This window comes from Mesorhizobium sp. EU05-FHT14A09 (genome assembly GCF_058790995.1).
This window is the reverse complement of record NZ_JBYTDF010000006.1, coordinates 248,850-262,160: the sequence shown is the minus strand read 5'-3', so window position 1 is coordinate 262,160 and position 13,311 is coordinate 248,850. Positions and strand designations below refer to the sequence as shown.

The window sequence follows — 13,311 nt, the reverse complement described above, 5'->3', positions numbered from 1 at the left end:
CCGAACTGGCGCGACAGCTATCGCACCATCGTGCCGACCTGCCGTTCACGCCATGCGCGCATCAGCGACGCGACCTTCTCGGCACTGCCGCGGGTGGCCGGTGCGTAGATGACGATGCGCATGGTGGGCGCATCCTCCAGCAGCAGGACCGTCTGGTCGAGTTCCAGCTCGCCGGTGCCGGGCACGTTGAAACGCTTGGGCTTTTCGTTCCTGACCGTCACATCATGTTCCGGCCACCAGGCCCGGAAGGATGGGCTTATCCCCTGCAGCCGTTCGATCAGCGTCAGGAAACTGGCATCGTTGCGGTTGCGCCCATATTCGATGCGGAAGCGGGCCAGCATCGATCGCGCGGCGACCTCCCAATCCGGAATCGCCGCCTGGTGCTCGGGACTGGCGAACATCAGCCACAACATGTTGCGGTTCTGCTGCGGCAAAGGCGCCAGGTCGCCGAAGACGGCGGACAGGCACTGGTTCCAGGCTGCGACATCAAGGCATGGGCTGGCGATGTAGGCCGGCCCCTCGATCGCCTCCAGCATGCGCAGATGCGCCGGCTTCAGGACCAGCCCCGCAACATTCTGGTCGGGAGGCGGACGGTTCTGGGCGAGGCTGAACAGATGGGTGCGCTCGTTCGGATCGAGGCGCAAGGCATGAGCGATGCGCTCCAGGAAATGCGCCGAGACCTCCATCTCGCGCCCCTGCTCGAGCCAGGTGTACCAGGTGACGCCGACGCCGGCCGCCTGCGCCACCTCCTCGCGACGCAGTCCCGGCGTGCGCCGGCAGCCGGTCATCGGCAGCCCGATATCGGCCGGCTGCAGGCGGCCGCGACGCGTGCGCAGGAACTGCGACAGTTCCAGCCGGTCAGACAATCTTGGATGCCTCGTCATGACGATTGCCAGTGATAATAGGATAACTTCTTCACTGTAATACGATGAGAGCATCACTCATCTTCCCGTCGCAGGCAACGAGCGTTTCCGTGAAAAGGAAAGCTCCCACCGCCGGGAAAAGGACAAAGCATGACATCGAATGACGCACGCAAGCGGCTGCTGGCCTTCCGCAGCCGGCTTTATGTCGACCATGATCTCAGCGCGGTCGATGAATATCTGCATCCGAACTTCGAAAGCGACTCGCCGCTGATCGCAAGGCCGGGACGCGAAGCCTACAAGCAGTTCGTCCGCATGCTGCATGGAGGGCTGCCGGACCTGAGGCCTATCGAGCAGGCGATCCTGGTCGAACAGGACACCATGATGGCGATGACGATCTGGCGCGCGACGCATTCAGGCCCCTTCCTCGGCGTCGCCGGCACCGGCAAGGCCGTGATCTTCAAGACGGCCGATCGCTACGAATTGCGTGACCAGCAGCTCTATCGGCATTGGGATGTCGTCGACCGCCTCGACGCCTCGATCGCGATCGGCCTGCTGCGGCCGGCGTGAACGGCACCGCGCGGGAACCGGCATCCTGGCGTCTTGGCCGGCGCTAGATGGAAGTGGAACTGACCGGCAGGTCAAAGACCAACAGCCCCGGCCGGTTCAGCGGCAGTTGCGCGGCGACGTCGCCCGACGGGCCGAGGACCGCTGTCGGGCCCCAGCATATCCGCCCGTCCCTTTCGCCCGTCACGTCGGCTGAAACCAGCCACATCCCGTTCTCGCGGCAAAGTTCGGCACGCACCGCATTGTGGGCATGCCGGTATTTTTCCGCCTTATGCCGCGGCAACATGTTGTTGGCCGGACAAACGATGAGAAAGGCGCCGCTGTCGGCCAGGAACCTCGACGCAGCAGGGAAATTGGTGTCAAAACAGATGTTGATGCCGAACCGCAGCCCATCGACCTCGAACACATCGGCGCTGTCTCCGGGATGGAAGCAGCGTTCCCGGGACAGCAGATGGATCTTGCGATAGCGCCCGACGAGGGTCTGGCGATGCACCACGACGGCGGTGTTGAAAAGCCGACCTCCCTCGATCTCGATAAGGCCGAAGACGGTCATCGGTGCGTCTGGCGGGAACATGCGCAGGAGTGCCGCAAAGGCCGGCGAGCCAAGGTCGATGGCGTGCCTCCATGCAACCTGCTCAACAGTCAGATAACCCTGGAGGAAACATTCCGGCAGGCACAACAGCGACGCACGTTCACGCTGCGCCCTGTCGACCAGATGCAGCAGGTGTCCGGTCGCCGCCGCGATGTCCTCGCGAAAATCAGGTGTCTGAGCGGCCGCAATGCGAATGGTCGTCCCCATGCTAGAGCATTTCCAGTTTTTCCCGATCGCGGGCGGCCCCTGGATCGCCCTTTTCATCCAGGTGGTCATGCCGAATCGGCCGGCAGCACGGTAGGTCGGTGTGTGACACTGGCATGGGAAGAGATATGGCACCTGAAATTTCGTTCTTCTCCCTGGTGCATGTCCCGCTTGCCGAAGCCTGCGCAACGCTGAATGCCGGCTATGAAGGCTACATCGTGCCGATCGCCTTCGATTCCGCCTCGCTCGCCCGCCGCATCCAGGCGGAGCATATCGACCTGGTGTCGAGCCAGCTTCTGCGTGTTGACGACAAGACCGCCGGCATCATGCTGATCGCCCGGCGCGGCCGCACGAGCCGGCTCGCGGCGCTCGGCATCGCACCGGGGTTGCGTGGCGCCGGCATCGGCTCGCGAGCGGTGGCCGCCGCGATTGCTGCAGCGCAGGCACGCGACGACGAGCGCATGGTGCTGGAAGTGATCGACAGCAACGTCAAGGCGATCGCCACCTATACGAAAGCCGGCTTTGCCCCACGCCGTACGCTGGTAGGCTATGCACATGCCCCGGTGCAGGCATCACCGCTATCGGACGAAGCCTTGCCCTGCGCGGTCGACAGCGCCTTGCCGTTGCTGCTCGATGCCTATCCGCGCGATGCGAGCTGGCAGACCGCGCCGGTTTGCTTTGCCGGCGCAGCACAGCCGACCGAGGCGTTCCGGAGCGGCGACGCCGCCGCGCTGGTCGATGCCAGCGGACCGGCGGTGCGCCTGCTGGCGTTCGCCGTTCGCTCTCCGCGACAAGGCATCGGTCGCCGCTTCATGCAATCCCTGCTGGCGCGGTTTCCGGAGCGGGCCTGGTCGATTTCGGCAACCTTGCCGGCCGGGCAAGCAGCGGAATTCCTCGGCGCCACCGGCTGGAAGCAAACTGCGCTGTCGCAGCTGGAAATGGTTTTGCCCCAGGGATAAGGCCGCGCCGTTTCCGGCTACGAGAACCGGCGCGCGCCCGCGGGCGCCAGGCTGAGCAGGCCGAGAAGCGCCAGGGCAAAGCCGATCCACAGCGGTGAGGTCAGTCCGAAGCCCGACGAGATGCCGAGGCCGCCGGCCCAGGCGCCGAAGGCCAGCCCGACATTGATGATCGAGACGTGGACCGTGTTGACAAGCGGACCGGCCTGCACCACGCGCATGACACGCGCCACCATGGCCGGATTCAATGGCAAGCCGAACAGGCCGACAAGCACCGAACCCGCGATCGCCACGGTCGCATTGCCGGCAAACAGCGCGAAAACGAGCAGCGCCAGCGACAGCACGGCCAGCCCGCCGACGAGGATCGTCAGGAAATGGCGGTCGGCGTAGCGGCCGATGACCAGATTGCCGACAACGGTGGCGGCGCCATAGACGGCAAGGACACCCGGGACCGCGGTCGGGGCGAAGCCGGTGACTTCGATGAAGATGGGCGAGAAATAGCTGAAGGCGGCAAAGGTCGCGCCGATGATGAAGGCACTGGTGGCGTATGCCGCCCAGAGACGGCCATCGCGGAAGGCTTTCACCTCACCCGCGAGGCTGGCGACGGTGCCCGGCCGATCCCGATCGTTTGGCGCAAGGGCTGCGATCAGGGTCATGCAAAGCGCTGCCAGGACGATCACCGCCCAGAAACTCGCCCGCCAGCCGAAATGCTGCTCGATGATCGTCGCGGCAGGCACGCCGACGACCGTGGCCAGCATCAGGCCTGCAAGAACAAGCGATGACGCCCGCCCCTTCCGGTCGTGTGACACAAGACCGGCGGCGATCGAGATGGACACGCCGAAGCAGGCGGAAGCGGCCACACCGGTCAGGATGCGGGCAGCGGCCATGACCGGGTAGGCTGACGTTCCCGCCGCAACGAGACTTCCGGCGATGTAGACGACGAGCAGCGCAAGCAGCGCCGCCTTGTTCGAAATGCCGAGCCTGAGCAGCAGCACGGTCAGGATCGGACCGCCGACGACCATGCCTGCGGCATAAAGCGAGATGAGATTGCCGACCTCGGCGATGGAAGCATCGAAGGCCTGCGCCAGCGTCGGCATCATGCCTGCCACCATGAATTCCGACATGCCGAGCATGAAGCAGGTCAGGCTTAGGACATAGACCACGGGCGGCATGGCCGCGCGTGCGATCTCCGGCGACATGCAGGGTTCCAAGGTGCTCATGAGCGGCACGCCCTCTTTCTGTAATTTCGATTACAGAAATGGCTATCGACCTTGCCAGGCGCGGTCAAGCAATTTATGTAATCGAAATTACAGAAAGGATTCCGATGTCGCCGCGTGGCCGTCCCCGCAGTTTCGATCGCGATCAGGCGCTTGAGCGCGCGATGGAAGTATTCTGGTCGAAGGGCTATGAGGCCACGCAGATCGACGACCTGATGTCGGCGATCGGCATCGCCGCTCCGAGTTTCTATGCGGCCTTCGGGTCGAAGGAAGCGGCCTTCATCGAAGCGGTGGATCTCTATGTCGTCACGGTTGGTTCGCGCTCGATGCAAGCGCTGGAGGCTGCGCCCACGACAAGGGAAGGCATCCGGGCGATGCTTGGTTGCAGCATCGACGTCGCGCTTTCTTCAAAGTCGGGCGGCTGCCTGCTGATCCTCGGCGCGGTCAATTGCCTTCCCAGCCATCAGCCGGCCCGCGAGCATCTCATGAAAGCCCGCCGCAAGACCGTCACGCTCATCAGGGCGCGGCTCCAGCGCGGCATCGAAGATGGCGACCTTGCCGGGACCGTTGATGTCGACCAGCTGGCCGCCTTCTATCACGGCGTGCTGCAGGCGATCTCCTTCCAGGCACGCGATGGCGCGACCCGCGCTGAACTCGAGGCTCTGATCGAGCCGGCCATGGCGGCGCTGTCCTGAGCCGTCGCCTCGCAGGCGTCCTGCCGCCCGACCTATCCTCGGGCGCTCCCGTCAATTGCGCGGCTTGTTGCCGGCGCGGGGGTCGTGAACCCCATCAGTGGTCGGTGCGGGTAACGATGAACACACCAATTAATCAATTAGAATTTTCTAATATTCACTGACCCAGAAACGACCGATTGAGCACAATCTCGGAATATTCTTCCTCGACCAAATTATCTTCGATTCATGAAGAGACACCGATTCAATCAATTAACACGATAAATATGATGTATACTTAAATTATGAATTTCTAAAATAGGCTACATTCTAGATATTCTTTCCTAAATTGGTTGCGCCCACTCAACCTGCTGGCTAGAACCGATTCGGTATTACTCCAGGTTGCAAGGGGCGCGTATGCGGCAGGCTCGACACGGCTTCATATGGTCAACAACCTTCCTGAGCAGTCTCGCCGGGCTGTCGTCGGGACTTCTGCTTTTCCCGACGGGCGCCCTGGCCAACTGCACCACTGTGGGTGGCGTCACCACCTGCGACACCGCGGCACCCAATCCCTATACGACGCGCGTCGGCACCGGTACGGCTGACAACAACCGCACCGTGACGGTCGGCAGCGGCGCGACGATCAATGTCACCGCCAACAACGCCATCAGCCTCGGCAACGCCGCCACCATCACGATCGACGGCACCGTCCGCAACGTCGCCAACACCCCGAACGGGGCCGGCACCTCGAACACCGGCAACAACACGGTCGAATTCGGCAGCAACAGCACGTTGAGGATCAATGCCGGCGGCAGCATCATCGCGGCCGGCAACTCGACCAATTCGGAAGCCATCAACCCGACCGGCTTCGGCAACACCATCATCAACTACGGCCTTATTCAGGCCACCACCAGCAACGCCATCTGGTTCGAAGACCGCGTCAACGGCACCAAGAATGTCGTCGACAATTACGGCACCATCGAAAGGGTCGGCGGCGGCGGCGTGATGGGCAGCAGCGGCAATTCCGGCATCACTTTCTACAACCGCACCGGCGCAAAGATTTTCGGCAACCTCACCTTCAGCGGCGGCAACGACGACCTGATCTTCGAGTCAAACTCCACGGCATCGGGTGGTATCAATGGCGGCGGCGGCACCAACAACCTGACCCTGCAGGGAGCGGCCGGTTCGAACGATATCCTGCCCGGCAGCATCACCAACTTCAGCACGCTGACGAAGGACGGCCAGGGCCAGTGGACCGTCACCGGCAGCCTGTCCGGTTTCACCATCGTCACCGTCAAGAACGGCGTGCTGGCGCTCACCGGCAACAATGCCGGCTATACCGGCAACCTGATCGTCGAGCCGACCGGCATCCTGGAAGCGCGCGCGCAGAGCCTACCGACCAAGGCGACTGCTTCCGACAACGTCAACAACGTCCAGAACGACGGCCTGGTGCGCTTCACGCAAGGCGACAACGGCAGCTATATCGGACAGATCACCGGTTCGGGCTCAGTGGTCAAGCTCGGCGCCGGCGTGCTGACGCTGACGCCCGCCGTCGCAGCGGGCAACACCTTCCTCGGCGGCCTGTCGATCAACCAGGGCACGGTGGCGGCGGCAGCCGACAACGCGCTCGGCGGCGCGACGGGTTCGCTGACCTTCAATGGCGGCACGCTGCAGCTCAACAGCAGCTTCGATCTCGCCAGCAGCCGCGCCGTCACCATCAACGCCGCCGGCGGCACCATCGACACGCAGGGCTTCCAGTCGACGATCAGCCAGGGCATCACCGGCACCGGCGCACTGACCAAGGCAGGCTCCGGCACGCTGGTGCTCAACGGCGCCAACAGCTATGGCGGCGGCACCGTGATCAATGGCGGCGTGGTCCGGGTTTCCAATGACGGCGATCTGGGCGCGACGTCCGGCGGCGTCACCTTCAACGGCGGCACGCTGCAGCTCAACAGCAGCTTCGACATCAATGCCGGGCGGGCGCTGACCGTCAACGCAGCCGGCGGCACCATCGACACGCAAGGCTTCCAGTCCACGGTCAGCCAGGGCATCACCGGCGCCGGCGCGCTGACCAAGGCGGGAACCGGCACGCTCACCCTGACCGGCGCCAACAGCTATGGCGGCGGCACGACGATTGCCGGCGGCACTTTGCAGCTTGGCAATGGCGGCACCACCGGCTCGATCACCGGCAATGTGACGAATAACGGCACGCTCACCTTCAACCGCTCCGACGCCGTCACTTTCGGCGGGCTGATTTCAGGCACCGGCGCGGTCCAGCAGATCGGCTCCGGCATCACCACGGTCACCGGCGCCAACAGCTATAAGGGCCCGACGACGGTCGGCGCCGGCACACTGATCGTCAACGGCAACCAGACCGCCGCGACCGGCGACACAACCGTCAATGCCGGGGCCACCATCGGCGGCACCGGCACCATCGGCGGCAGCATGACGGTTGCGAACGGTGGCACGCTGGCGCCCGGCAATGTCGGCACGACGCCGGGAACGCTCACCGTCAACGGCGCGGTCGTGCTCAACAACACCACCAACCTCAACTACAATTTCGGCCAGGCCAATGTCGCGGGCGGCCCCTTCAACGACCTGACCAATATCGCCGGCAGCATCGTCCTGGACGGCAAGCTCAACGTCAACCTGACGCCGGGCGGCTCCTTCGATCCGGGCGTCTACCGCATCATCAACTATGGCGGCGCGCTGCAGAACAACGGGCTGGACATCGCCAGCCTGCCACCGGGCACACCGCCCGGCACCTTCTTCGTGCAGACCTCGGTTGCCCAGCAGGTGAACCTCGTCAACACCGCCGGCCTCCAGCTCACCTTCTGGGATGTCGGTCCGAAGAACAATGGCGCGGTCAACGGCGGCACAGGTACCTGGCAGAATGCCGGGGCGACGGACAACTGGGCCGACCAGTCCGGCGCGGTCAACGCTCCCTGGGCCGACAGCGGCTTCGCCATCTTCATGGCGACGCCGGGCACCGTGACGGTCGACAACGGCAATGGCGCCGTTCGCGCAGCCGGCATGCAGTTCGCCAGCGACGGCTATGTCATCCAGGGTGGTACGCTGACGCTGGTCGGCGCGCCGACCTCGATCATCAAGGTGGGCGACGGCACCACCGGAGGCGCCGCCTATACGGCGACGATCAACTCCGTGCTGGCCGGCACGACGCAACTGGTCAAGACCGATCTCGGCACGCTGGTGCTCAACGGCGCCAACACCTACACCGGCGGCACCGCCATCAATGGCGGCACGCTGCAGGTGTCGAGCGACGGCAATCTCGGCGCGGCAGCGGGCGGGCTCAGCATCGACGGCGGCACGCTGCGGCTGGGCGCCAGCTTCAACATCAATGCCGGCCGCGCCATCACGCTCAATGCAGGCGGCGGCACGGTCGACACGCAAGGCTTCCAGACCACGGTCAGCCAGGGCATCACCGGCGCGGGCGCTCTCACAAAGACGGGAGCCGGCACGCTGGTGCTCAGCGGCGCCAACGCCTATGGCGGCGGCACGACGATTACCGCCGGCACGCTGCAGCTCGGCAATGGCGGCACCTCCGGCTCGATCACCGGCGATGTGACCAACAACGCCACGCTCGCCTTCAACCGCTCCGACATCGCCACCTTCGCCGGCGTGATTTCCGGCACGGGCGCTGTCCAGCAGAACGGCATCGGCACGACGGTGCTGACCGCCGCCAACACCTACACCGGCGGCACCACGATCAATGCCGGCACCTTGCAGCTCGGCAATGGCGGCACGTCCGGCTCGATCACCGGCGACGTCACCAATAACAGCACGCTCGCCTTCAACCGCTCCGACGCCATCACCTTCGGCGGACTGGTTTCGGGAACGGGTGCCGTCACGCAGATTGGTTCCGGCATCACCACGCTGACCGGAGCCAACAGCTACACCGGCACGACGACGGTCAGCGCCGGCACATTGATCGTCAACGGCAATCAGGCTGCCGCGACAGGCGCAACGACCGTCAATGCGGGCGCCACCATCGGTGGCACCGGCACGATCGGCGGCAACGTCGCCATCGCCAATGGCGGCACACTCGCCCCCGGCGAAGTCGGCACGACGCCGGGCGCGCTGACCATCAACGGCACGCTCGCCCTCAACGACACCTCGAACCTCAACTACAATTTCGGCCAGGCCAACATCGCCGGCGGCGCCTTCAACGACCTCACCAATGTCGGTGGCGATCTCACCCTCGACGGCAAGCTCAACGTCAACCTGACACCGGGTGGCGCCTTCGAACCCGGCATCTACCGTGTCATCAACTATGGCGGCACGCTGACCAACAACACGCTGGACATTGCCAGCCTGCCGCCCGGCACACCTCCAGGCACCTTCTTCGTGCAGACCTCGGTTGCCCAGCAGGTCAACCTCGTCAACACCGCCGGCCTGAACCTGACCTTCTGGGACGGCGATGCCGGCCCCAAGAACAACAGCGCCGTCAATGGCGGCAACGGCACCTGGCAGAATGCCGGCGCGTCGGACAACTGGACCGACCAGACCGGCGCGGTCAACGCAGCCTGGGCCGATGGCGGCTTTGCCGTGTTCATGGCAACGCCTGGCACCGTCACCGTCGACAACGGCAATGGCGCGGTGCGCGCCGCCGGCATGCAGTTCGCAAGCGACGGCTATGTCATCCAGGGCGGCACGCTGACACTGGTTGGCGCACCATCGTCGACCATCCGCGTCGGCGACGGCACCACCGTCGGTGCCGGCTACACCGCAACCATCAATTCGGTGATCGACGGCGCCACGCAGTTGGTCAAGAGCGACCTCGGCACGCTGGTGCTCAACGGCGCCAACACCTATACCGGCGGCACCGCCATCAATGGCGGCACCGTGCAGGCGTCGAGCGACGGCAATCTCGGCGCAGCCTCGGGTGGTCTCAGCTTCAACGGCGGCACATTGCGGCTCGGCGCCAGCTTCGATGTCGGCGCTGCCCGCGCCGTTACGCTCAATGCAGGTGGCGGCACCGTCGACACGCAGGCTTTCCAGACGACCGTCGGCCAGGGCATCACCGGCGCCGGCGCGCTGACCAAGACAGGCACCGGCACGCTGACGCTGACCGGCGCCAGCAGCTATGCAGGCGGCACCACGATCACGGCGGGAACGCTGCAGCTCGGCAATGGCGGCACCTCCGGCTCGATCGTCGGCAATGTGACCAACAACGGCATCCTCGCCTTCAACCGCTCCGATGCCACCACCTTCGCCGGCGTGATCTCAGGCACCGGCGCTGTCCAGCAGAACGGCACCGGCACCACCGTGCTGACCGCCGCCAACAGCTACACCGGCGGCACCACGATCAATGCCGGCACCTTGCAGCTCGGCAACGGCGGCTCCTCAGGCTCCATCGTCGGCAACGTGACCAACAACGGCACCCTCGCCTTCAACCGCGCGGACGCCCTTACCTTCGGCGGGCTGATCTCGGGTACGGGTGCCGTCAGGCAGATCGGCTCGGGAACGACCACGCTGACCGCCGCCAGCACCTACAGCGGCGCGACCACCGTCGCCAGCGGCACGCTGACGCCCGGCGGCGCCAACATCCTCAGCGCATCCTCCGCCTTCTCGGCTCTTTCCGGCGGCACGCTGGCGCTCAACGATTTCGACCAGACGCTGGCATCGCTTTCCAATGCCGGGCTCGTCGATCTCGGCACCGGCAAGCCGGGGACAATGCTGACCATCGCCGGCGACTATGCCGGCAATGGCGGCACGGTGCAGCTCGCCACCGTGCTCGGCGGCGACAATTCCATGACCGACAGGCTGGTGATCAACGGCGGCACCTCCGGCACCAGCGTGCTGAAGGTGGTCAATGCCGGTGGCAGCGGCGCACCGACGATGCAAGGCATCAAGGTGGTGCAGGTGGACGGCAATTCGGCCGGCACCTTCTCGCTGGCCGGCGACTTCACCTTCAAGGGTGCGCCCGCCGTGGTTGCCGGCGCCTATGCCTATCGCCTGTTCCAGGGCGGCGTCTCGACGCCGCAGGACGGCGACTGGTACCTGCGCTCGGCGCTGACCAACAGCGACCCGCAATACAATCCGGGTGCCCCCGTCTACGAGGTCTACCCGCAACATCTGCTCGGCATGAACGGCCTGCCGACGCTGCAGCAGCGTACCGGCAACCGCTACTGGAGCGGCGGCGGCGCCAATGTGGTGGCCGAAGGCGCCGATGCCCCGGCCGAGAACCCGGCGCCGGATGGCGTCACGCCGACCTCCCAGGAAGGCCGCGGCATCTGGGCCAGGATCGAGGGCGCGCACAGCAGCATCGACCCGGCCTTCTCGACCAGCAGCGCCAGCTATGATCAGAACGTCTTCCGCCTGCAGACCGGCGTCGACCTGCTGTTGGCCGAGAACGAAGCCGGCCGCCTCCTTGGCGGCATCGCCATGCATTACGTGCACGGCAAGACCAATGTGACGGCGCCGAGCGGCGACGGCAGCATATCGAGCGACGGCTATGGCTTCAGCGGGACGCTGACTTGGTACGGCAATGACGGGCTTTATGTCGACGGACAGGCACAGGCGACCTGGTACGACAGCAATTTGTCGTCAAGCTCGACCGGCATGGCGCTGGCCTCGGGCAACAATGGCTTCGGCTATGCGCTGTCGCTGGAAACCGGCAAGCGTTTCGCGATCGGCGAAGGACTGACGCTGACGCCACAGGCACAGCTGGTCTATTCGCGCGTCAGGTTCGACAGTTTCGTCGATCCGTTCGGGACCGATGTCAGCCTGGAAGACGGCGACAGCCTGCTCGGCCGGCTCGGCATCTCGCTCGACCGGGAGAACTCGTGGACCGCGGCCAATGGCACGCTGACCCGCAGCCATCTCTATGGGCTGGCCAACCTGCGCTACGAATTCCTGCAGGGCACACGCGTCGATGTCGCCACCGTCGATTTCGCGAACAGGACCGACCGGTTCTGGGGAGAAGTCGGCATCGGCGGTTCCTACAACTGGAACGACGACAAATATTCCGTCTATGGCGAGGGATCGGTGGCCACCAGCCTGTCCAATTTCGGCGACAGCAATGCCATCAAGGGAACGCTGGGCTTCCGCGTGAAGTGGTAGGCGGAGAAAAGGCCCCGACCGAAACCGGCCGGGGCCTTGTCATTTATTGAGCGGGTGCCGGCGAGGCCGGTGCTGGTGCAGCGCTGCCGGCACCGGCAGCGCCTGAGGCGGCATCGGCAAGCTTGCCGCGGTCGAAGGCCGGCGCCGCGTTGAGCTGATCCTTGCTGGCCTTCATCACCAGCCAGGTCTTGCCGTCGCTGCGCGTCGCCACCTGCAGCTGGTCCGGGCTGACCGCGACATCCTTCTCGCCGACACCGAGGAAACCGCCGACGCCGACGACCGCGGCTTCGATCTTGCCCTCGGACGTCAGGATAAGGTCGTTGACCTTGCCAACGGTCGCGGCATCGGCCTTTTCGCTTTCATAGACGCTTTCGCCGATGAAGGACGACGCCAGGATCTGGCCATCCTTCGGTTGGATCGCCCCGACAGTGCCGGCGTCGGTGCCGGCCGGGGCGGCGAAGACGTCCTTGGTCTGAACCGACATCTCGGTCTCGGCCGGTGCGCTCGGCGTCGCGGTCTGCGCAAGGGCAGAGCCGGTCATCAGCAACGAGGCAGCGAGAAATGTTGTTCTGATCATCATGTGAGTTTCCTTTCTGCGTGGACACATAAAGCCAACGGAACCCGGCGGCGCCGGTTCCAGAAATCTGATCCGGTGGGAGGGATTTTTGCTGTGGGATGAAAGGCTTGGATGAATGCTGGCCGGGACGCGGCACGCCCGGCCAGCGACTTCAGACGGCTGCGTTACTTGCCGCAATAATTGTCGTTGACGACCGGGCCGTTGCCCGGCTGCGGTCCGTCATATCCGGGCTGGTAGGCACATGGGCCTGCACCACTGTTGCCCTGAGACGGCCCGCTCTGATCGTTGATGCTCTGGGTGGTCGTCGTATCGACTGCATCGGGATAGACCGGCTGCGGCTCGACCGTGGTCTGCGCCGGCTGGTTCGGATCGACGCGGTCATTGACCATTGGATCACCCATGCTCTGGGCCATGGCCGAACCGGCGAGTCCGACCGCGAAAGCTGAAGCGATGACGATCTTCTTGAGCATGATGCTCTCCTTTTTCGTCTGGTTGGTTTGCATAGGGCTAACCGGACACGGGAAGGAAGGTTCCGACAAAGTTCGGGCGATGTGCAAATCCTTGCGGATCTCACGCGGCCGCCG

Annotated in this window: 9 protein-coding genes; 4 read left to right on the top strand and 5 right to left on the bottom strand. The window is 64.9% G+C overall.

What is annotated here, in order from left to right; all coding sequences use genetic code 11:
• Nucleotides 1–17: 17 nt before the first annotated feature.
• Complete coding sequence (locus AC3WTO_RS21695; RefSeq protein WP_492462984.1) at nucleotides 18–884, bottom strand: helix-turn-helix transcriptional regulator; 867 nt, start codon at nucleotides 882–884, stop codon at nucleotides 18–20.
• A 129-nt stretch (nucleotides 885–1,013) separates the two neighbouring features.
• Here AC3WTO_RS21695 and AC3WTO_RS21690 point away from each other — a divergent pair, with 129 nt between their 5' ends.
• Complete coding sequence (locus AC3WTO_RS21690; protein WP_492462983.1) at nucleotides 1,014–1,430, top strand: ester cyclase; 417 nt, start codon at nucleotides 1,014–1,016, stop codon at nucleotides 1,428–1,430.
• 43 nt (nucleotides 1,431–1,473) lie between these two features.
• On the opposite strand, the gene AC3WTO_RS21685 is transcribed toward AC3WTO_RS21690, so the two are convergent.
• A complete protein-coding gene (locus AC3WTO_RS21685) occupies nucleotides 1,474–2,226 on the bottom strand; it encodes a carbon-nitrogen hydrolase family protein (RefSeq protein WP_492462982.1) in 753 nt (250 codons plus the stop codon).
• Between the two features lie 125 nt (nucleotides 2,227–2,351).
• Between AC3WTO_RS21685 and AC3WTO_RS21680 the strand changes: the two genes are divergently transcribed.
• On the top strand, nucleotides 2,352–3,182 hold the full coding sequence (locus AC3WTO_RS21680; RefSeq protein ID WP_492462981.1) for a GNAT family N-acetyltransferase: 831 nt from the start codon (nucleotides 2,352–2,354) through the stop codon (nucleotides 3,180–3,182).
• Between the two features lie 17 nt (nucleotides 3,183–3,199).
• On the opposite strand, the gene AC3WTO_RS21675 is transcribed toward AC3WTO_RS21680, so the two are convergent.
• The gene (locus AC3WTO_RS21675; protein ID WP_492462980.1) at nucleotides 3,200–4,378 is read right to left on the bottom strand and encodes an MFS transporter; all 1,179 of its coding nucleotides are present in this window, start codon (nucleotides 4,376–4,378) and stop codon (nucleotides 3,200–3,202) included.
• 125 nt (nucleotides 4,379–4,503) lie between these two features.
• Between AC3WTO_RS21675 and AC3WTO_RS21670 the strand changes: the two genes are divergently transcribed.
• Nucleotides 4,504–5,091, top strand: a complete 588-nt coding sequence (locus AC3WTO_RS21670) for a TetR/AcrR family transcriptional regulator (RefSeq protein WP_492462979.1) — start codon at nucleotides 4,504–4,506, stop codon at nucleotides 5,089–5,091.
• A 393-nt stretch (nucleotides 5,092–5,484) separates the two neighbouring features.
• Nucleotides 5,485–12,150 (top strand): autotransporter outer membrane beta-barrel domain-containing protein, encoded by a 6,666-nt coding sequence (locus tag AC3WTO_RS21665; protein WP_492462978.1) that lies wholly within the window; start codon nucleotides 5,485–5,487, stop codon nucleotides 12,148–12,150.
• A gap of 43 nt (nucleotides 12,151–12,193) precedes the next feature.
• Here the strand turns inward: AC3WTO_RS21665 and AC3WTO_RS21660 are convergent, their stop codons facing one another.
• Together AC3WTO_RS21660 and AC3WTO_RS21655 are read right to left on the bottom strand one after the other, a co-directional pair.
• On the bottom strand, nucleotides 12,194–12,730 hold the full coding sequence (locus AC3WTO_RS21660; protein WP_492462977.1) for a PRC-barrel domain-containing protein: 537 nt from the start codon (nucleotides 12,728–12,730) through the stop codon (nucleotides 12,194–12,196).
• Nucleotides 12,731–12,891: 161 nt separating this feature from the next.
• Nucleotides 12,892–13,197: a hypothetical protein gene (locus tag AC3WTO_RS21655; protein ID WP_492462976.1), complete on the bottom strand. Its 306-nt coding sequence runs from the start codon at nucleotides 13,195–13,197 to the stop codon at nucleotides 12,892–12,894.
• Nucleotides 13,198–13,311: the final 114 nt, after the last annotated feature.